At 54.0% G+C, this 19,953-nt stretch carries 15 protein-coding genes; 6 read left to right on the top strand and 9 right to left on the bottom strand.

Translation table 11 applies throughout. From position 1 onward, the window contains the following. The 3 genes from JTI98_RS18060 to pncB all read right to left on the bottom strand — a co-directional run. Nucleotides 1–865: porin (locus JTI98_RS18060; protein ID WP_216081624.1), on the bottom strand; the 865-nt coding region annotated here is incomplete at its 3' end. Nucleotides 866–1,466: 601 nt separating this feature from the next. Continuing rightward, nucleotides 1,467–2,876 (bottom strand): asparagine--tRNA ligase, encoded by a 1,410-nt coding sequence (asnS, locus tag JTI98_RS18055; protein ID WP_044256319.1) that lies wholly within the window; start codon nucleotides 2,874–2,876, stop codon nucleotides 1,467–1,469. A 162-nt stretch (nucleotides 2,877–3,038) separates the two neighbouring features. Beyond that, nucleotides 3,039–4,241, bottom strand: a complete 1,203-nt coding sequence (gene pncB / locus JTI98_RS18050) for a nicotinate phosphoribosyltransferase (RefSeq protein ID WP_216081623.1) — start codon at nucleotides 4,239–4,241, stop codon at nucleotides 3,039–3,041. Between the two features lie 266 nt (nucleotides 4,242–4,507). Between pncB and pepN the strand changes: the two genes are divergently transcribed. Beyond that, entirely contained in the window at nucleotides 4,508–7,120 is a 2,613-nt protein-coding gene (pepN, locus tag JTI98_RS18045) for an aminopeptidase N (protein ID WP_216081622.1), read from the top strand. Nucleotides 7,121–7,225: 105 nt separating this feature from the next. On the opposite strand, the gene ssuB is transcribed toward pepN, so the two are convergent. The 5 genes from ssuB to ssuE are packed head-to-tail and all read right to left on the bottom strand — an operon-like array spanning nucleotide 7,226 to nucleotide 11,477. After that, nucleotides 7,226–7,993, bottom strand: a complete 768-nt coding sequence (gene ssuB, locus JTI98_RS18040; RefSeq protein WP_043001173.1) for an aliphatic sulfonates ABC transporter ATP-binding protein — start codon at nucleotides 7,991–7,993, stop codon at nucleotides 7,226–7,228. Further along, a complete protein-coding gene (ssuC, locus tag JTI98_RS18035; protein ID WP_216081621.1) occupies nucleotides 7,990–8,781 on the bottom strand; it encodes an aliphatic sulfonate ABC transporter permease SsuC in 792 nt (263 codons plus the stop codon). Before ssuC ends, ssuB begins: the two co-directional genes overlap by 4 nt. Nucleotides 8,782–8,792: 11 nt before the next feature. Continuing rightward, entirely contained in the window at nucleotides 8,793–9,938 is a 1,146-nt protein-coding gene (gene ssuD / locus JTI98_RS18030; protein ID WP_043001171.1) for an FMNH2-dependent alkanesulfonate monooxygenase, read from the bottom strand. Next, on the bottom strand, nucleotides 9,935–10,909 hold the full coding sequence (locus tag JTI98_RS18025) for a sulfonate ABC transporter substrate-binding protein (protein ID WP_043001170.1): 975 nt from the start codon (nucleotides 10,907–10,909) through the stop codon (nucleotides 9,935–9,937). Before JTI98_RS18025 ends, ssuD begins: the two co-directional genes overlap by 4 nt. Further along, nucleotides 10,902–11,477 carry an NADPH-dependent FMN reductase gene (gene ssuE, locus JTI98_RS18020; RefSeq protein ID WP_043001169.1) on the bottom strand — a complete coding sequence of 192 codons (576 nt, stop codon included), beginning with the start codon at nucleotides 11,475–11,477 and terminating at the stop codon, nucleotides 10,902–10,904. The genes JTI98_RS18025 and ssuE overlap by 8 nt, the downstream gene beginning before the upstream one ends. Before the next feature lie 243 nt (nucleotides 11,478–11,720). Between ssuE and pyrD the strand changes: the two genes are divergently transcribed. After that, entirely contained in the window at nucleotides 11,721–12,731 is a 1,011-nt protein-coding gene (pyrD, locus tag JTI98_RS18015) for a quinone-dependent dihydroorotate dehydrogenase (protein WP_043001168.1), read from the top strand. 179 nt (nucleotides 12,732–12,910) lie between these two features. Beyond that, complete coding sequence (gene zapC, locus JTI98_RS18010; RefSeq protein WP_043001167.1) at nucleotides 12,911–13,453, top strand: cell division protein ZapC; 543 nt, start codon at nucleotides 12,911–12,913, stop codon at nucleotides 13,451–13,453. On the opposite strand, the gene JTI98_RS18005 is transcribed toward zapC, so the two are convergent. Next, complete coding sequence (locus JTI98_RS18005; RefSeq protein ID WP_054177190.1) at nucleotides 13,450–14,559, bottom strand: YcbX family protein; 1,110 nt, start codon at nucleotides 14,557–14,559, stop codon at nucleotides 13,450–13,452. The two genes, zapC and JTI98_RS18005, sit on opposite strands and share 4 nt — an antisense overlap. 97 nt (nucleotides 14,560–14,656) lie before the next feature. On the opposite strand from JTI98_RS18005, the gene rlmKL reads away from it, so the two are divergent. From rlmKL to pqiA, 3 genes are read left to right on the top strand one after another with little or no spacing between them, the layout of a single operon-like run. After that, the gene (gene rlmKL, locus JTI98_RS18000; protein WP_216081620.1) at nucleotides 14,657–16,765 is read left to right on the top strand and encodes a bifunctional 23S rRNA (guanine(2069)-N(7))-methyltransferase RlmK/23S rRNA (guanine(2445)-N(2))-methyltransferase RlmL; all 2,109 of its coding nucleotides are present in this window, start codon (nucleotides 14,657–14,659) and stop codon (nucleotides 16,763–16,765) included. 12 nt (nucleotides 16,766–16,777) lie between these two features. Beyond that, nucleotides 16,778–18,685: an ABC transporter ATP-binding protein gene (locus JTI98_RS17995; RefSeq protein ID WP_058587875.1), complete on the top strand. Its 1,908-nt coding sequence runs from the start codon at nucleotides 16,778–16,780 to the stop codon at nucleotides 18,683–18,685. A 14-nt stretch (nucleotides 18,686–18,699) separates the two neighbouring features. Then, the gene (gene pqiA / locus JTI98_RS17990; RefSeq protein WP_216081619.1) at nucleotides 18,700–19,953 is read left to right on the top strand and encodes a membrane integrity-associated transporter subunit PqiA; all 1,254 of its coding nucleotides are present in this window, start codon (nucleotides 18,700–18,702) and stop codon (nucleotides 19,951–19,953) included.

The following is a 19,953-nucleotide window of genomic DNA, read 5'->3' as shown; positions in this document are numbered from 1 at the left end:
ACACGAAGAAGTCCTGAGTTTTGTTGGCGAAACCACCGCTGATCGGAGTAGCGTTACGGGTTTCACCGTAGTTGGTCGCCAGGTAGATGTTGTTCGCGTCATATTTCAGACCGGTCGCCCACTGCTCAGCTTTTTCGCCACTGCCACGCAGTGCCGGATCTTGCTGTGCATTAGTACGGTCAGCTGCACCGTAAGCACCTACAACAGCGAAGCCTTCGAACTCATAGCTGATGGAGCCGCCAACGCCGTCACCATTAGAACGACGAACATCGCTGAAGTTGGTGCTGGTCGGATCGGTAGCGTCAACTTCGTAGCTGCTTGCGCGCTCGTTTTTGCCTAGGTACTGAACACCGAAGTTCAGGCCATCAACCAGACCGAAGAAGTTAGCGTTACGGTAAGTTGCTACGCCACCAACACGGCCAACGAAGAAGTTATCGCTGTATGCAGTATCACCGCCGAATTCTGGCAGCATATCGGTGTAACCCAGTGCATCGTAAACGATACCGTAGTTACGACCATAGTCGAAGGAGCCCGCGTCACCGAATTTCAGACCGGCGAACGCCAGACGGGTTTTGTTGTTGTTCTGTGCGTCAGAACCGCCTTCAGAGTTGTTACCGGCGAAGTTATATTCCCACTGGCCGTAACCGGTCAGTTGGTCATTGATCTGAGTTTCCCCTTTGAAACCAAGACGAGCATAAGTCTGGTCGCCGTCGTTGCCTTTGTTATCAGAAAAATAGTGCAGACCTACCGCTTTACCGTACAGGTCCAGTTTGTTGCCGTCTTTGTTGTAGATTTCTGCAGCGTTAGCTGCACCGGCTACCAGCAGGGCAGGGATAACCACTGCCAGAATATTGCGCTTCATCATTATTTATTACCCTCATGGTTTTTTTATGACACCTGCCACTGCCGTCAATAAATTACGTCAATAAAAATTTACGGAACTATTGATGAGAGTTTGGTGTCTTTATGTGTCTGACAGGCATCTTTCCATTCAAACTAACGTTTCGCTACCGTGAAAGTGCTACAAAGATAAAAAATTGGTTTCAGAAAGAAAAAATGTGTAACTAATTATTTCATTTTTGGAACTTTGTGAACGATATCAAATTTCGAAACGATTTCAGCGCCAGAACACACCACTTATATCTATTTATATGATTTTCTTATCTTTAATTTGAATAAAAGAAAAGCAACGTACAGAAAATAGACATTTCCAGTTTTGCTTATGGCATTATCTGGACGTCTGGAATGCTGTTGGATTGTTTAAAAAATGTGCTAATGGGTGAGTAAATACTAATCCGCAAGAAAGCTACGGTTTATTTTTTGTGCAGAAATATTACAACGTAATACCCAGTAACAGGAGTGGGTAATTTGGGGGTTGATCTTAGAATTGCTTACTTATTACTCACAAAAACTGACATTTCAGGCGATAAAAAAGGCCAGCAACGCTGGCCTTTTTGTGAACGATCTTAGAACGTCGCATTACGCGGTGTACGCGGGAAGGCAATCACGTCACGAACGTTCTGTACGCCGGTGACGTAGGCGATCAGGCGCTCAAAGCCGAGACCGAAGCCGGAGTGCGGCACGGTACCGTAGCGGCGCAGATCGCGATACCACCAGTAGTCTTCTTTATTGAGACCCATTTCCAGCATGCGCGCATCCAGCACATCCAGACGCTCTTCACGCTGAGAACCACCGATGATTTCACCGATACCCGGCGCCAGAACGTCCATCGCGGCAACGGTTTTTCCATCTTCGTTCAGGCGCATATAGAACGCTTTAATATCTTTCGGATAGTTTTTCACTACCACTGGTGCCTTAAAGTGTTCTTCTGCCAGATAACGTTCGTGCTCGGAGGAGAGATCGACACCCCAGTAAACCGGGTTCTCAAACTTTCTGCCTTTCTTAATGCACTCTTCCAGGATAACGATTGCATCGGTGTAATCTACCTGGGCGAAATCCGCTTCAATGAAACGTTCCAGACGGCTAATCGCCTCTTTATCTACGCGCTCGGCAAAGAACTTCATGTCGTCAGCACGCTCGGTCAGTACGGCTTTGAAGGCATATTTCAGCATGCCTTCCGCCAGGCCGGCGATATCGCTCAGGTTGGCAAACGCCACTTCCGGTTCCAGCATCCAGAACTCCGCCAGGTGACGGCTGGTGTTGGAATTTTCCGCACGGAAAGTCGGGCCGAAGGTATAGATTTTTGACAGCGCACAGGCGTAAGTTTCACCGTTCAACTGGCCGGATACGGTCAGGAAGGACTCTTTACCAAAGAAGTCTTTGTCGAAATCCACTTTGCCCTGATCGTCACGCGGCAGGTTTTCCAGATCCAGCGTCGACACGCGGAACATCTCACCAGCACCTTCGGTATCGGATGCGGTGATCAGCGGAGTGGAAACCCAGAAGAAGCCCTGCTCATCAAAGAAACGGTGCAGCGCCTGGGCCAGCGTGTGGCGAACACGTGCAACGGCACCAATCATGTTGGTACGCGGACGCAGGTGCGCAACTTCACGCAGGTACTCGATGCTGTGACGTTTCGCCGCCATCGGGTAGGTGTCTGGATCTTCAACCCAACCGCTAACTTCAACCTCAGAGGCCTGGATCTCAAAACTCTGTCCTTGTCCCGGAGAGGCCACAACCTTGCCGGTGACGATAACGGAGCAGCCGGTGGTCAGACGCAGCACTTCCTCATTGTAATTGGGCAGAGAATTATTAATGACGGCCTGTACAGGATCAAAGCAGGAACCGTCATAAACGGCGAGGAAGGAGATGCCAGCTTTTGAATCTCGGCGGGTACGTACCCATCCGCGCACGGTGACTTCGCTGTCAACGGCTACGCGGCCCTGGAGTACGTCGGCTACAGGCACAACGCTCATAATATTCTCTCTGTTAATAGTCCGATATATAAACACATGTTCCCCGGAATGGGGATTTCCTATGTTACCTGGCATCTGCAATCAGACAAGTAGAATTAACAGGAAAAGAAAAGAATTCAGAAATAAATGCTAAAAGGGAGCCGAAGCGGCTCCCTGGCAGGATTAACTGGCTTTTTTGATATGCGGTAAATCAAACGCTTTGCGCAATGCGCGAACAAAAGCTTTGTCGTGGCAAATGGTTTTGCCCGGACTGTCAGACAGTTTGGCAACCGGTTTACCGTTGCACTCCACCAGTTTGATCACGATGTTAAGCGGCTTAACTTGCGGAATATCGCACGTCAGACGCGTGCCAATACCAAAACTCAACTGCACGCGAGATGAGAAATGCCGGTAAAGATCGACGGCTTTATTCAGATCCAGATTGTCGGAAAAGACCAGCGTTTTGCTGTGCGGGTCGATACCTAACTTTTCATAGTGAGCGATAGCTTTTTCACCCCATTCAACCGGATCGCCAGAGTCATGGCGCAGTCCCTGGTAACGGGTGGCAAATTCGCTGCCAAAATCGCGTAAGAACGCATCCATTGTGATGCAGTCGGTCAGCGCAATACCTAGCTGATCCGGATATTCATTCAGCCATGCGGCGAGAGCGGCGCGTTGACTGGTTGCCAGTTCAGGGCTTATCTGTTGATGCGCCTGGAACCACTCGTGCGCTTGTGTGCCCATCGGGGTTAGCGACAAACGACGCGCCAGATCGTAATTACTGGTGCCAACAAACCACGACTCCTGCTGCAAACGCTTAACGATAGCCTGTTGCACTTCACGGGAAAAACGGCGACGAGTGCCGAAATCCATCAGGTGGAAGCGGGACATATCGAGACTTGACGTTAAAGCAGAGAAATCGACTAGTTTCGTCTCCAGCGTATCGAGGGCCTGCGCGACACCCACTTCTGGTGAGCGATACCGATGGACCAGCTCACTGATCACCGCCAGCAGTGGGACTTCCCACATGATGACTTCACGCCACGGGCCAATTAAGCGGATATTCAGCTTCCCGTTGTCGTTGCTAATGGATACCTGTTGCGGGTTATAGCGAAAATCGCGCAGCCAGTTGAGGTAATCCGCTTTGAAGAAGGGCAGGCCGGAGAGCCACTGGTACTCTTCATCCTGCAGGCGCAGATGCTGCATAGCATTAACCTGCTCGCGAATGGTGTCGGCATAAATACCCAGCAGGTCGTCGCCTCGGCAACGAAATTCAGCCGCTACTTGCACATCATAGTAGTGGTGAAATACGGCTTGCTGCATATGCAACTTATAAGCATCTGTATCCAGCAACGAGTGCAGAACAGGAGAAGCGAATTGTGTCATAGGTGCGCAGTAGCATCCTCTCACGGGAGCGTTTAGTACAATAAACAACTAAGAAAACCGCTGGAGTATACCTTGTTTAGCGATTTATTGAACCCTGATCACACCATAAGCTGACGTTAGGGTCGAGTGCATTTCGTGCCTCGTGTTATAAAAATGTAGCGAAAAGAGTGTTTGTGCCTGAAAAGATAAACATTCTGCGTAGCGCGATTTCCGCAACAGGAATAGACTGGAGTCGAGACTCTTCAAAAGATGCTAAAGGTTTTTTTATGACACAACAGCCACAAGCCAAATACCGCCACGACTACCGTGCGCCGGATTACCAGATTACTGATATTGACTTGACCTTTGACCTGGATGCTGAAAAAACCGTGGTCACGGCAGTGAGCCAGGCTGTTCGTCATGGCGCATCGGATGCCCCGCTGAAACTGGATGGAGAAGATCTGACGCTGGTCTCTCTCCACGTCAACGATGAACCGTGGACCGCTTATAAAGAAGAAGCGGGTGCGCTGGTGATCAGCAATCTGCCCGAGCGTTTTACGCTGCGTATTGTGAATGAAATCAGCCCGGCCCGGAATACCGCGCTGGAAGGCCTGTATCAATCGGGCGATGCACTCTGCACTCAGTGCGAAGCGGAAGGCTTCCGCCATATTACCTGGTATCTCGACCGCCCTGACGTGCTGGCGCGTTTTACCACCAAAATTATTGCCGATAAGAGTCAATATCCGTTCCTGCTCTCCAACGGTAACCGCACCGGCGAGGGGGAACTGGAAAACGGTCGTCACTGGGTTCAGTGGCAGGATCCGTTCCCGAAGCCGTGCTATCTGTTTGCGCTGGTTGCCGGTGATTTCGACGTGCTGCGCGACACCTTTACGACCCGTTCCGGGCGCGAAGTCGCGCTGGAGCTGTACGTGGATCGCGGCAATCTCGACCGTGCACCGTGGGCGATGACCTCGTTACAGAACTCAATGAAGTGGGACGAAGAGCGCTTCGGCCTGGAGTACGATCTCGACATCTATATGATCGTCGCTGTCGACTTCTTTAATATGGGCGCGATGGAGAATAAAGGGCTTAATATCTTTAACTCCAAATATGTGCTGGCGCGTACCGATACCGCCACCGACAAAGACTATCTCGATATTGAGCGCGTGATCGGCCATGAATATTTCCACAACTGGACCGGTAACCGCGTTACCTGCCGCGACTGGTTCCAGTTGAGCCTGAAAGAGGGCTTGACCGTTTTCCGCGATCAGGAGTTCAGTTCGGATCTCGGTTCCCGTGCCGTTAACCGGATCAGCAACGTGCGCACCATGCGCGGCCTGCAGTTTGCAGAAGATGCCAGTCCGATGGCGCATCCGATCCGCCCGGACATGGTCATTGAAATGAACAACTTCTACACCCTGACCGTGTATGAAAAGGGCGCAGAAGTGATTCGCATGATCCACACCCTGCTGGGTGAGACGAATTTCCAGAAAGGGATGCAACTGTACTTTGAACGTCACGACGGCAGTGCGGCGACCTGTGATGACTTCGTCCAGGCCATGGAAGATGCCTCCAACGTCGACCTTTCCCACTTCCGCCGCTGGTACAGCCAGTCCGGCACGCCGATTGTCACCGTCAAAGATGACTACAATCCGGAAACCGAACAATACACGCTGACTCTCAGCCAGCGCACGCCGCCAACGCCGGATCAGGCGGAAAAACTGCCGCTGCATATTCCGTTTGCCATCGAACTGTATGACAACGAAGGTAAAGTGATCCCGCTGCAGAAAGGCGGTCACCCGGTAAATTCGGTACTGAATTTCACTCAGGCGGAGCAGACGTTTGTCTTTGATAACGTTTACTTCCAGCCGGTACCGGCGCTGTTGTGCGAGTTTTCAGCCCCGGTGAAACTAGAATACAAGTGGAGCGATCAGCAACTGACGTTCCTGATGCGTCATGCGCGCAATGACTTCTCCCGTTGGGACGCGGCGCAAAGTCTCCTGGCAACGTATATCAAGCTGAACGTGGCGCGCCATCAGCAGGGCCAGCCGCTGTCTCTGCCGGTGCATGTGGCGGATGCGTTCCGCGCGGTGCTGCTGGATGAGAAGATCGATCCGGCGCTGGCGGCAGAGATCCTGACGTTACCTTCGGCAACAGAAATGGCTGAGCTGTTTGATATCATCGATCCGCTGGCGATCGCTGAAGTTCGCGAAGCGTTAACGCGTACGCTGGCGACCGAACTGGCGGATGAGTTCCTGGCGATCTACAACGCCAACCGGCTGGAGGAGTACCGTGTTGAGCATGCGGACATCGGTAAACGTACGCTGCGTAACGCCTGCCTGCGCTTCCTGGCCTTTGGTGAAACGACGCTGGCGGACACGCTGGTAAGTAAGCAGTATCGTGAAGCTAACAACATGACCGATGCGCTGGCGGCGCTGTCTGCGGCCGTAGCGGCGCAACTGCCGTGCCGTGATGCGCTGATGCAGGAGTATGACGACAATTGGCATCAGGACGGTCTGGTGATGGACAAATGGTTTATCCTGCAGGCCACCAGCCCGGCGGATAACGTGCTGGATACGGTACGCGGTCTGTTGAAACATCGTTCGTTCAGCCTGAGCAACCCGAACCGTATTCGTTCGCTGATTGGTGCGTTTGCCGGCAGTAACCCGGCGGCGTTCCATGCGGAAGATGGCAGCGGATATCAGTTCCTGGTTGAGATGTTGACCGAGCTTAACAGCCGTAACCCGCAGGTGGCGTCACGTCTGATCGAACCTTTGATCCGTCTGAAACGTTACGATGCGAAGCGTCAGCAAAAAATGCGTGCCGCGCTGGAACAATTGAAAGGGCTGGAGAATCTTTCCGGCGATCTGTACGAGAAGGTTACCAAAGCGTTAGCCTGAGACGTTGACCTGTCGTTTTTGTAGGCCGGATAAGGCGGTAACGCCGCTATCCGGCAAAATGCCCGGTGGCGCTCACGCTTACCGGGCCTACAACGTCCTGAATACTTATCCATGCCGTCGGATCGGCTGTTCCGTTACCCCACGCTGCATCACCCGACTCAACACGTTGGCCTCGAGCTCCGCTAAACGCACCGATCCCAGGCGGCGGGGGCGTGCAATGTCGACCGTCAGATCCAGTCCAATCTTGCCATCCTCAATCAGCAACACCCGATCGGCCATCGCCACGGCTTCGCTGACGTCATGTGTCACCAGCAGCACGGTAAAACCATGCTCCTGCCACAGCGAAACAATGAGATCTTGCATCTCCAGACGTGTTAACGCATCCAGCGCGCCAAGCGGTTCGTCAAGCAACAGCAGGCCAGGTCGGTGGATCAGCGCCCGCGCAAGGGCAACACGCTGTTTTTGTCCGCCGGAAAGCGCTGCTGGCCATTCGCTCGCCCGCTCTTCCAGCCCAACCGCCGCCAGCGCCTGACGCGCAGCGTCCCGCCAGTGGCCCTTCAGCCCCAGTCCCACGTTGTCGATCACCGATTTCCACGGCAGAAGTCGGGCATCCTGAAACATCATGCGGGTGTCGTCCTGACTATCGCGAAGCGGCGTGGTCCCTGCCAGCAGTTCACCGGCGTTTGGCGATTCCAGCCCCGCCAGCAGGCGTAGCAGGGTGCTTTTTCCCCCGCCGCTGCGCCCGACGATGGCGACAAACTGGCCTGCCGGGATATGGAGATCAAGCTGATTCAGTACGATGTTACCCGCGTACTTTTTCGTTACCGCATTCAGCAGGAGCGGTGTACCCTGGTTCAGACGGGCGGTATTCATACGGTGGCCTCCTTCACATGATAAGCCGGGTTCCAGCGCAACCAGACGCGTTCCAGCAGTTGAGCGCTGACGTCGGCCAGTTTACCGAGCAGGGCGTAGAGAATAATGGCGACAACCACGATATCCGTTTGCAGGAATTCGCGAGCGTTCATCGCCAGATAACCGATTCCTGAATTGGCTGAAATGGTCTCCGCGACGATCAGGGTCAGCCACATCAGCCCCAGCGCAAAGCGGACGCCGACCATGATCGAGGGCAGGGCGCCGGGCAGGATCACATGGATAAACAGCGAAAAGCCGGATAATCCGTAGCTACGCGCCATCTCCACCAGGCCGCGATCGATGTTGCGGATCCCGTGCCAGGTATTGATGTAGATTGGAAAGAGCGTCCCCAGCGCGACCAGAAAAATCTTCGCGGTTTCATCAATGCCAAACCACAAAATCACTAACGGGATGAGTGCCAGATGTGGAACGTTGCGCAGCATCTGAATGGAGGTGTCCAGAAGGCGTTTCCCCCAGCGCGATAAGCCGCTAATCAGCCCCAGCGTCAGGCCAATCGAACCGCCGATCGAAAAGCCGATCAGCGCACGCCATGAGCTGATGGCCAGATGCTGCCAGAGTTCGCCGCTGGCGGAGAGCGTCCAGAAGGCGATGATCACCCCTTCCGGTGAGGGTAAAATACGCCCGGAGAGCCAGCCCATGGAGGAGGCCAGTTGCCAGACGGCGACGATGCCCACCGGTAAAAACCAGGGGGCAACGCGTAACAACCACTTTTTCGTTGGCGTTGCCATCACGGTTCTCCTCAGCTTTGCGCAACCTTACGCGGGATAAATTCATTCGCCACCGCTTCACCCTGCTGATGCTGGCGTTGCGGTTGTGGGACTTCCGGGATCGCGACGTCCAGATGCGGGAACAACAGTTCGCCGACCCGGTACGCCTCTTCCAGATGTGGGTAGCCGGAAAGGACAAAGCTGTCGATGCCCAGCGCGGCATACTCGTTGATGCGCGCCGCCACCGTCGGTCCGTCGCCGACCAGCGCGGTCCCGGCGCCACCGCGCACCAGACCCACACCGGCCCACAAATTCGGGCTGATCTCCAGTTGGTCGCGCTTGCCGTTATGCAGCGCCGCCATTCGGTGCTGACCGACAGAATCCGTTCGGGCAAACGCCGCTTGCGCCTTCGCGATCGTGTCGTCATCAAGGTGAGCGATCAGCCGGTCCGCGGCTCGCCATGCTTCTTCGTTGGTTTCACGGACAATGACGTGCAGGCGAATGCCAAAACGAATGTTACGCCCACGCGCCGCCGCTTTGGCTCGTACCTGGGCTATCTTCTCTTTCACCAGCTCAGGCGGTTCGCCCCAGGTGAGGTAAAGATCGACCTGTTCAGCGGCCAGATCCTGGGCGACATCTGAAGAGCCGCCGAAGTAAAGTGGGGGATAGGGTTGCTGGATGGGCGGGAAGAACAGTTTCGCTCCGCGAACGTGAATGTGCTTACCGTTGAAGTCGACGGTTTCACCCTGCAATAAACGACGCCAGACCTGGGTGAACTCCGAAGAGGCCTCGTAACGTTCACTGTGATCGAGAAACACACCGTCGCCCGCCAGTTCCTGTGGATCGCTGCCGGTGACCAGGTTAAACAGCGCGCGACCGTTGGAGAGGCGGTCAAGCGTAGCGGCCTGCCGTGCGGCGACTGTCGGTGAAGTGACGCTCGGGCGCAATGCGACCAGGAATTTGAGTCGCTGAGTTACCGGGATCATTGATGCCGCGACCAGCCACGCGTCTTCACAGGATCGCCCGGTGGGGATCAACACACCGGTGAATCCCAGACGATCCGCCGCCTGCGCAATCTGCTGTAAATAGCCGTGATCCACCGGACGCGAGCCTTCCTCCGTCCCCAGATAGTGACCATCACCGTGCGTCGGTAAAAACCAGAACATATTCAGACTCATAATGATTTTCCTTCCTGTTGAGTGGGGTGCCAGATGCGCTGGCGGATATCGATTTTTTTCGGTACCAGGCGGTTGTCGTAAAACAGATCTGCGGTTTGTTGTTGCAACGCGGCTACAGCGTCACTGACCGGTGAAATGCGGGTCGGCGGGCGATGATCGAGATATGACGCAATCACGGGCTCTGGCAGTCCCATTGTTTTCGCCAGCAGGGCAATGCTTTCCTGCCGCTGGCTGAGGGTTAACGCATCTGCCTGACTGAAGGTATCCAGCACGCCCTGAATGAACGCGCCGTTCTTCTCAGCGTACGGTCGCGCGGCGAGATAGAACGATCCCGTTTGCTTCAAATCGCTGCCGTCTTTCAGTACGCGCACACCGCCCTGCAATAATGCAGCGGAATAGTAAGGATCCCAGATGGCCCATGCATCAACGTTACCCTGCTGGAACGCCGCTCGGGCATCGGCAGGGGTAAGATACGTCGGCTGGATATCGGTAAATTTCAGCCCGGCCTGTTGCAGGGCGCGCAGCAGCAGGTTGTGCGAGCTGGATCCTTTCTGGAACGCCACTTTATGGCCTTTCAGTTCCGCCACCGTTTTGATGGGGCTGTTTTCCGGCACCAGAATCACTTCGGCTTTCGGTTTCGCCGGTTCGACGCCGACATACACTAAATCTGCGCCAGCGGCCTGGGCGAAAATGGGCGGAATATCGCCGGTGCTGCCCAGATCAATACTGCCGACGTTCAGGGCTTCCAGCATTTGCGGTCCGGCGGGAAATTCAATCCAGGATATTTTGGTTCCGGGATAACGCGTTTCCAGCAGCTGGTGGCTTTTCGCCAGGACCATACTGATGCTGCCTTTCTGATAGCCTATACGCAGGGCATCAGGTGAGGGCTCCGCCGCCTGTGTCAGTCCGCAAAAGGCCAGCAGTCCGGCGAATGCCAGCCATGCCGTACGAGCTTTGAGAAGATTACGCATGGGCCGCACCTCGCACAGTATCAAAAGCAGGAACCTTAACGTCGCGGCGATGCAGGGCGTGCCAGAACGTTTCCAGCGCTTTATCAAGGCGCAGCTGTAAATTGGGCGTGAAATGCGGCTTATGCTGATAGTCGATCACCTGGGAGTCATCGGCAAAGACGCCGTGTAAAATCTCCTGCGCCTTCAGGGCGCTGAGCACCGGTTTCAGCGCGTAATCGACGGCAAGCAGATGTGCAACGGTACCGCCTGTCGCCAGAGGCAGGACGACTTTACCTTCCAGCGCCCGTTCGGGGAGCAGATCGAGCAGCGTTTTTAGCGCCCCGGAATAGGCGGCTTTATAAACCGGCGTGGCAACGATCAGGCCGTCCGCCTCTTTCAGTTGCGCGACCAGTGTTTTCAGTGCCGGGCTGTCGAAACGGGCATACAGCAGATCTTCAGGCTCGAAGTTGTGCAGATTCCAGTGGTACACCTCAACGTCCTGACCGTTCAATTTTTCCCGGGCATATTCCAGTAAAGCACTGGATCGAGAGGGAAAGCGTGGGCTTCCCGCCAAAGTGATGACGCGCATAATTGCATTCTCCCCTTATAACCAATTGTTCGCTTTTATTTAACATTGATAACAATTTTTGCAGTCTGACAGAGGGGAATCGGGAATCGAAATGATTTATGCGGAATTGAAAAGCTGAAAATTGCATAAAAAGAAGCTGACAGGGAAAACGTTTGCTTTTTATTGCCGCAGGTCAATTCCCTTTTTGTTCGATATCACCCATAATACGCCCCCGGTTTGCACACCGGGAATCCAGGAGAGTTCATGTACTACCCCTTCGTTCGTAAAGCCCTTTTCCAGCTCGATCCAGAGCGCGCTCATGAATTAACTTTTCAGCAATTACGTCGTGTGACGGGAACGCCGCTAGAAGCGTTGATCCGCCAGAAGGTCCCGGCGAAACCGGTCACCTGTATGGGATTAACCTTTAAAAATCCGCTTGGTCTGGCTGCTGGTCTGGACAAGGACGGGGAGTGTATTGATGCCCTGGGCGCGATGGGATTTGGCTCGATCGAGATCGGCACCGTGACCCCGCGTCCACAGCCCGGCAATGATAAGCCAAGACTGTTCCGCCTGGTCGATGCCGAAGGTTTGATCAACCGTATGGGCTTTAATAACCACGGCGTTGATAACCTGGTCGAGAACGTTAAAAAGGCCCATTATGACGGGGTGCTCGGAATTAATATCGGCAAAAATAAAGATACGCCGGTTGAGCAGGGTAAAGATGACTATCTGATTTGTATGGAAAAAATCTATGCCTATGCCGGTTATATTGCCATTAATATCTCCTCGCCAAATACGCCGGGATTACGTTCATTACAATATGGCGACGCGCTGGATGATTTGCTTACGGCGATTAAAAATAAACAAAACGATCTGCAAAAGATCCACCAGAAATATGTTCCGATCGCTGTAAAGATCGCGCCGGATCTTTCTGAGGAAGAACTGATCCAGGTTGCCGATAGTTTAGTACGCCATAATATTGATGGTGTTATTGCCACCAATACAACACTCGATCGTTCTTTGGTTCAGGGAATGAAAAATTGCGATCAAATGGGTGGCTTAAGTGGTCGTCCGCTGCAATTAAAAAGTACAGAAATTATCCGCCGTCTGTCTCAGGAATTAAAAGGTCAGTTGCCTGTTATTGGCGTTGGCGGTATCGACTCAGTGATTGCCGCGCGCGAGAAGATGGCTGCCGGGGCGTCGCTGGTTCAGATTTATTCTGGTTTTATTTTTAAAGGTCCGCCACTGATTAAAGAAATCGTTACCCATATTTGATTTTTTCTCTCTCTTTATCAGAATATCAGACAACCAGGGGTTTATTTCCTCCCCTGGTTGTTTTATATTCTTTCACTGTTGCTTATTTAAACATTTTAAGCTTTGCTTATTAAGGTAATAAACGAAGCGGCGAAAAAGGACAATTTTGCAACGGGGCGATGGAGAGGGGAGAGAAAACAATGCGAATTAAACCTGACGATAACTGGCGCTGGTATTATGACGAAGAGCATGACCGAATGATGCTCGATTTAGCCAATGGCATGTTATTTCGCTCGCGTTTTGCCCGCAAAATGCTCACCCCGGATGCATTCTCACCGTCCGGTTTTTGCGTTGACGATGCCGCGCTGTACTTCTCCTTTGAAGAAAAGTGCCGCGACCTTGAGCTCTCTAAAGACCAGAAAGCGGAACTGGTGCTCAATGCGCTGGTGGCCATTCGCTATCTGAAACCCCAAATGCCGAAAAGCTGGCACTTTGTGGCGCACGGCGAAAACTGGGTACCCGGCACTGGCGATGCGGCCTGTGTCTGGCTGAGCGATACCCAGGAACAAATCAATCTGTTAGTGGTAGAGCCTGGCGAAAATGCGGCGCTGTGCCTGCTGGCGCAACCCGGCGTGGTTGTGGCCGGGCGGACGATGCAGCTTGGTGATGCGATTAAGATAATGAATGACCGACTGAAGCCGTCGTTTCGTCCGCACAGCTTCAGCCTGGAACAGGCGGTTTAACGCGCCAGCTTCAGCGCGGTTTTTGGCACGCAGCTACAGCTGAGGATGGTGCCATCATCGCCAAGTGCCGATCTCTTCAGCGGGTTCACTTCGCCTTCCAGCAGTTTGATACGACAGCAGCCGCAAATTCCCGCCCGACACGAATAGGGTACCCGGATCCCCTGGTTTTCCAGTTGCTCAAGCAATACCTGTTGATTGTTCCCCTGAAACGCCTGTCCCTGCCAGTCGATGGTGACCGTCGCATTCGGTTGCTGCGCGACTTCAACCGTCTCCCCGGTGTCGGCGGCGCCATAAACGCGAGCCGGACCGGTCGATAAAACCTCCACTTCATCGCCCACGCGAATCACGCCGCTATTACGGGCGATCAGGTTCAGCCCAAAATCGACATCGCCATTGTCCGGCGCGGTACGGAAGGTTTGCAGCGTTGCCAGCGGCTCACCGGAGGGATGCTTTTGCCCTTTTTCCGGACTGACCGTGGTAAAAATACAGCGGCTGCACGGTTTCGCCACATCAAAGATAACCTCGCCAATGCGGATCACTTTCCAGTTGTCTTCTTCCCATGCCGTAGCACCAGAGACCACGATATTGGGGCGGAACTGTTCAACCTGCACCCCCGCCGGGCAGCGCTGCTGCAGATCGCGCAACGAAGCGTCATTCACCAGCAGATACGGGAAACCATCGGCAAAAGAGAGCGGCACGCCCGCGTGGCGTTTAACCCGCCGGGTCAACTGTGGTCCCACCCAACGCAGTTGCACGCTGCGGGAGAAGAAGCCGCTAAGCCACTGATTAATCGCATCGGGGGCGACTCGCGCGGTAAAATGGTTGCCCCAGACTTCCGTCGGCGCATCCTGGGCGGCAAAATCAGCAAACCGCACCAGCGCGCTGCTGCCGTCAGGCGCGGTCAAATGCAGGCCATCGTGCAGGGGCGAGGGGGTAAAGCGCACCATTTGTGGAAACTGACGCGCTGTGATGAAGGTGCCATCGGCTTCGGTAACCATAAAAATACGATCAAAAGCCAGACCGCTGACGTCTGCCAGAGCGTGGGTCAGCCCAATGCCACGCATTGATTTGACGGGGTGGATGAAAAGTCTGGATAACGTCAACACGGTACAGTCCCTCGAAAGAAATAAGCCTTCAACTTTATGACATAGCGCCCATATTAGCTATAATGCGCAGCAATTTTCTTCGAGTATAAGTGACGCTATGAATTCTTTGTTTGCCAGTACGGCCCGTGGGCTGGAAGAGCTGTTAAAAACTGAACTGGAAAGCCTCGGCGCCGTGGAGTGTCAGGTGGTTCAGGGTGGGGTCCATTTCCAGGGCGACACCCGGCTTGTTTACCAGAGCCTGATGTGGAGTCGCCTGGCCTCGCGCATTATTTTACCGTTGGGTGAGTGCAAAGTTTACAGTGACTTAGACCTTTACCTTGGTGTGCAGGCCATCGACTGGACGGCAATGTTTAATCCGGGTGCGACCTTTGCTGTCCACTTCAGCGGGCTGAACGACACCATTCGCAATAGCCAGTACGGCGCGATGAAAGTCAAGGATGCGATTGTTGACGCCTTCACGCGTAAAAATCTGCCGCGTCCGAATGTCGATCGCGAATCGCCCGACATCCGCGTAAACGTCTGGCTGAATAAAGACACGGCCAGCATTGCGCTGGATTTAAGCGGTGATGGTCTGCATCTGCGCGGCTATCGCGATCGCACCGGTCTGGCGCCGATCAAAGAGACGCTGGCGGCGGCGATTGTGATGCGCTCTGGCTGGCAGCCGGGAACTCCATTGCTCGACCCGATGTGCGGTTCGGGCACGCTATTGATTGAGGCGGCGATGTGGGCAACCGATCGCGCACCGGGCTTACACCGTGGTCGTTGGGGCTTTAGCGGCTGGGCGCAGCATGATGACGCTATCTGGCAGGACGTGAAGGCGGAAGCGCAAACCCGCGCCCGCAAAGGTCTGGCTGAATATACCTCGCGTTTTTACGGTTCTGACAGTGATGCCCGAGTGATCGAACGCGCGCGCAGCAACGCCCGTCGCGCAGGGATTGGCGAACTGATCACCTTCGAAGTCAAAGACGTGGCGAAGCTGAGCAATCCGCTGCCGAAAGGTCCTTACGGGACGGTGATCAGCAACCCGCCTTACGGCGAACGTCTGGACAGCGAGCCGGCGCTGATTGCGCTGCACAGCCTGCTGGGACGCACCATGAAGAACCAGTTCGGCGGCTGGAATCTCTCTTTGTTCAGCGCCTCACCGGATTTGCTAAGCAGCCTGCAACTGCGCGCGGACAAACAATTCAAAGCGAAAAACGGCCCGCTGGACTGTGTGCAGAAAAACTACCATGTAGCGGAAAGCACGCCGGACAGCAAACCGGCAACGGTGGCGGAAGACTATGCCAACCGTCTGCGTAAAAACATCAAGAAACTGGAAAAATGGGCGCGTCAGGAAGGGATTGAATGCTACCGCCTGTACGATGCCGATCTGCCTGAATACAACGTAGCGGTCGATCGCTACGCCGACTGGGTCGTGATTCAGGAGTACGCTCCGCCGAAAACTGTCGATGCGCAGAAAGCGCGTCAGCGACTGTTCGACATCATCGCCGCCACCTTGTCGGTGCTGGAGATTGCGCCGAACAAGCTGGTGCTGAAAACCCGTGAACGGCAGAAAGGGAAAAACCAGTATCAGAAGATGAACGAGAAGGGGGAATTCATCGAGGTAAGCGAATACAACGCTCGCCTGTGGGTGAACCTGACCGATTACCTGGATACCGGACTGTTCCTCGATCACCGTATTGCGCGACGGATGCTGGGGCAGATGAGCAACGGCAAAGACTTCCTTAACCTGTTTTCCTACACCGGCAGCGCCAGTGTGCACGCAGGTTTAGGCGGCGCGCGCAGCACCACGACGGTCGATATGTCGCGTACCTATCTTGAGTGGGCAGAGCGCAACCTGCGTCTGAATGGCTTGAGCGGACGCGCGCATCGCCTGATCCAGGCCGACTGTCTGGCCTGGCTGCGTGAAGCTAATGAACAGTTTGATCTGATTTTTATCGATCCCCCGACGTTCTCCAACTCGAAACGGATGGAGGATGCCTTTGACGTTCAGCGCGATCACCTGACGCTGATGAAAGATCTGAAACGTCTGCTGCGTAAAGGCGGCACGATCATGTTCTCCAACAATAAACGCGGATTCCGTATGGATCTTGACGGACTGGCGGCGCTGGGGCTGAAAGCACAAGAAATCACCCAAAAAACGCTTTCCCAGGACTTTGCCCGTAACCGTCAAATCCACAACTGCTGGTTGATTACCGCGGCCTGAAAGGATAAGTAAATGTCATTAATCAGTATGCATGGCGCATGGCTGTCGTTCAGCGACGCGCCGCTTCTTGATAATGCAGAACTGCATATCGAAGATAACGAACGCGTCTGTCTGGTGGGCCGTAACGGCGCCGGCAAATCAACGTTAATGAAGATCCTCAATCGTGAGCAGGGTCTGGACGATGGGCGCATTATTTATGAGCAGGATCTGATCGTTGCCCGTTTGCAACAGGATCCTCCGCGCAATATTGAAGGCACCGTTTACGATTTTGTCGCGGAAGGCATCGAAGAACAGGCGGTCTACCTTAAGCGATATCACGAAATTTCGCGTCTGGTGATGACCGATCCGAGCGACAGAAACTTAAATGAGCTGGCAAAAGTGCAGGAGCAGCTCGATCACCACAATCTGTGGCAACTGGAAAACCGCATCAATGAGGTGCTGGCGCAGTTAGGACTGGATCCTAATGCCGCGTTGTCGTCGCTGTCCGGTGGTTGGCTGCGTAAAGCCGCGCTGGGTCGTGCACTGGTCAGTAATCCGCGCGTTCTGCTGCTGGATGAACCGACCAACCACCTCGATATTGAAACCATTGACTGGCTGGAAGGGTTCCTGAAGTCGTTCAATGGGACGATTATTTTTATCTCCCACGACCGTTCTTTTATTCGCAATATGGCGACCCGCATTGTCGATCTCGATCGTGGCAAGCTGGTGACCTACCCGGGGAATTACGATCAATACCTGGTGGAGAAAGAAGAGGCGCTGCGCGTCGAAGAACTCCAGAACGCCGAGTTCGATCGCAAGCTGGCGCAGGAAGAGGTGTGGATCCGCCAGGGCATTAAAGCCCGTCGTACCCGTAATGAAGGCCGCGTGAGGGCGCTGAAAGCGATGCGCCGCGAACGCAGCGAACGCCGCGAAGTGATGGGCACCGCGAAGATGCAAGTCGAAGAGGCGACCCGCTCCGGTAAGATCGTCTTCGAAATGGAGAACGTGGATTACCAGGTCGACGGCAAACAGCTGGTGAAAGACTTTTCAGCTCAGGTACAGCGCAGCGATAAAATTGCCCTGATCGGTCCTAATGGCTGCGGTAAGACCACGCTGCTGAAGCTGATGTTAGGCCAGTTGCCGCCGGACAGCGGTCGTATCCACGTCGGTACGAAACTGGAAGTCGCTTATTTCGACCAGCACCGCGCCGAACTGGACCCAGACAAGACGGTGATGGACAACCTCGCCGAAGGTAAGCAGGAAGTGATGGTTAACGGCAAACCGCGCCATGTGCTCGGCTATTTGCAGGACTTCTTGTTTCATCCGAAACGGGCGATGACCCCGGTACGCGCACTGTCTGGCGGTGAGCGAAATCGTCTGCTGTTGGCGCGTCTTTTTCTGAAACCCAGCAATCTGTTGATTCTCGATGAACCAACGAACGATCTCGACGTCGAAACGCTGGAGTTGCTGGAAGAGCTGATTGATGGTTATCAGGGCACCGTGTTACTGGTGAGCCACGATCGTCAGTTTGTCGACAATACGGTGACCGAGTGCTGGATTTTCGAAGGCAACGGGAAAATCGGCCGTTATGTCGGCGGCTATCATGATGCACGCAGTCAACAGGAACAGCATCTGGCGTTTAAACAGCCAGCGGCGAAAAAAACTGAGGAAGTGGTTGCCCCGAAAGCAGAAATTGTAAAACGCGCCAGTAGCAAACTAAGCTATAAACTGCAGCGCGAACTGGAACAGTTACCGCAACGGCTGGAAGAACTGGAAGCGAAGCTGGAAGCCCTGCAGGCACAGGTTGCCGACGCCGCGTTTTTCAGCCAGCCTCATGAGCAGACACAACAGGTTTTGGCCGATCTGGCAAAAGCAGAGCAAGAACTTGAGCAGGCCTTTGAGCGCTGGGAGTATCTTGAAGCGTTAAAGAATGGTGCATAATTAAGGAGCACACCATGTGCGAACATCATCATGCCGCAAAGCACATTTTGTGCTCGCAGTGTGACATGCTGGTGGCATTGCCCCACCTTGAGCATGGGCAGAAAGCGGCATGCCCGAGATGTGGCACAACATTGACGGTGATGTGGGACGCGCCGAGACAGCGTCCCACTGCTTACGCGTTAGTCGCGCTGTTTATGTTGCTTTTATCGAATCTGTTCCCTTTTGTGAATATGAATGTCGCTGGGGTGAGCAGTGAAGTGACCCTGATGCAAATCCCTGGTGTCCTGTTTTCGGAAAATTACGCCAGTCTCGGTACGTTCTTTTTACTCTTCGTTCAACTGGTTCCCGCGTTTTGCCTGTTAACCATTCTGTTGTTGGTGAATCGGGTACAAATGCCCGCAAAGCTCAAAGCCCAACTGGCTCGCATTCTGTTTCAGCTAAAGAGCTGGGGAATGGCGGAAATTTTTCTCGCGGGCGTGCTGGTAAGTTTCGTCAAACTGATGGCATACGGCGATATCGGCGTCGGCAGCAGCTTTATCCCCTGGTGCTTCTTCTGCATTCTGCAACTCCGCGCGTTTCAGTGTGTTGACCGTCGCTGGCTGTGGGACGACATCGCCCCTATGCCCGTGGTTAAACAGACGTTAACACCTGGCGTTCCCGGCATTCGTCAGGGATTACGCTCTTGTTCCTGCTGTACGGCGATCCTTCCGGCGGATGAGCATCTTTGCCCGCGCTGCGAAACGAAAGGGTATGTGCGCCGCAGAAACAGCCTGCAATGGACGCTGGCATTACTGTTCACGTCGATCATGCTGTATCTTCCAGCGAATATTTTGCCGATCATGATCACCGATTTACTGGGGTCGAAACTGCCTTCCACCATTCTTGAAGGGGTGGTTTTAATCTGGAGTGAAGGCTCTTATCCGGTCGCGGCGGTGATCTTTATCGCCAGTATTATGGTGCCGACGCTAAAAATGATCGCCATTGCCTGGCTGTGCTGGGACGCCAAAGGGCATGGCAAGCGTGACAGTGAACGCATGCACCTGATTTATGAAGTGGTGGAGTTTGTTGGTCGCTGGTCAATGATTGATGTGTTTGTTATCGCCGTGCTCTCTGCGCTGGTGCGCATGGGAGGTTTGATGAATATTTATCCAGCAATGGGTGCATTAATGTTTGCTTTAGTCGTCATTATGACAATGTTTTCTGCGATGACATTTGATCCGCGTCTGTCGTGGGATCGTGAACCAGAACCAGGCCATGAGGAGTCCTGA

The sequence above is a fragment of the Citrobacter sp. MGH 55 genome, assembly GCF_016906145.1.
GTDB classification, from domain to species: Bacteria; Pseudomonadota; Gammaproteobacteria; order Enterobacterales; family Enterobacteriaceae; genus Citrobacter_A; species Citrobacter_A amalonaticus.
Note: the sequence above shows the minus strand (reverse complement) of the source record. Positions and strands in the feature narration are given on the sequence as shown.

Bases quoted from the DNA above. Each gene is read 5' to 3' on its own strand.
- ssuC (WP_216081621.1), bottom strand. From the start codon at position 8,781: ATGGCAACGCCAACGAAAAAGTGGTTGTTACGCGTTGCCCCCTGGTTT.
- pqiA (WP_216081619.1), top strand. From the start codon at position 18,700: ATGTGCGAACATCATCATGCCGCAAAGCACATTTTGTGCTCGCAGTGT.
- zapC (WP_043001167.1), top strand. From the start codon at position 12,911: ATGCGAATTAAACCTGACGATAACTGGCGCTGGTATTATGACGAAGAG.
- JTI98_RS17995 (WP_058587875.1), top strand. From the start codon at position 16,778: ATGTCATTAATCAGTATGCATGGCGCATGGCTGTCGTTCAGCGACGCG.
- asnS (WP_044256319.1), bottom strand. From the start codon at position 2,876: ATGAGCGTTGTGCCTGTAGCCGACGTACTCCAGGGCCGCGTAGCCGTT.
- pyrD (WP_043001168.1), top strand. From the start codon at position 11,721: ATGTACTACCCCTTCGTTCGTAAAGCCCTTTTCCAGCTCGATCCAGAG.
- pncB (WP_216081623.1), bottom strand. From the start codon at position 4,241: ATGACACAATTCGCTTCTCCTGTTCTGCACTCGTTGCTGGATACAGAT.
- ssuE (WP_043001169.1), bottom strand. From the start codon at position 11,477: ATGCGCGTCATCACTTTGGCGGGAAGCCCACGCTTTCCCTCTCGATCC.
- pepN (WP_216081622.1), top strand. From the start codon at position 4,508: ATGACACAACAGCCACAAGCCAAATACCGCCACGACTACCGTGCGCCG.
- ssuD (WP_043001171.1), bottom strand. From the start codon at position 9,938: ATGAGTCTGAATATGTTCTGGTTTTTACCGACGCACGGTGATGGTCAC.
- JTI98_RS18025 (WP_043001170.1), bottom strand. From the start codon at position 10,909: ATGCGTAATCTTCTCAAAGCTCGTACGGCATGGCTGGCATTCGCCGGA.
- ssuB (WP_043001173.1), bottom strand. From the start codon at position 7,993: ATGAATACCGCCCGTCTGAACCAGGGTACACCGCTCCTGCTGAATGCG.
- rlmKL (WP_216081620.1), top strand. From the start codon at position 14,657: ATGAATTCTTTGTTTGCCAGTACGGCCCGTGGGCTGGAAGAGCTGTTA.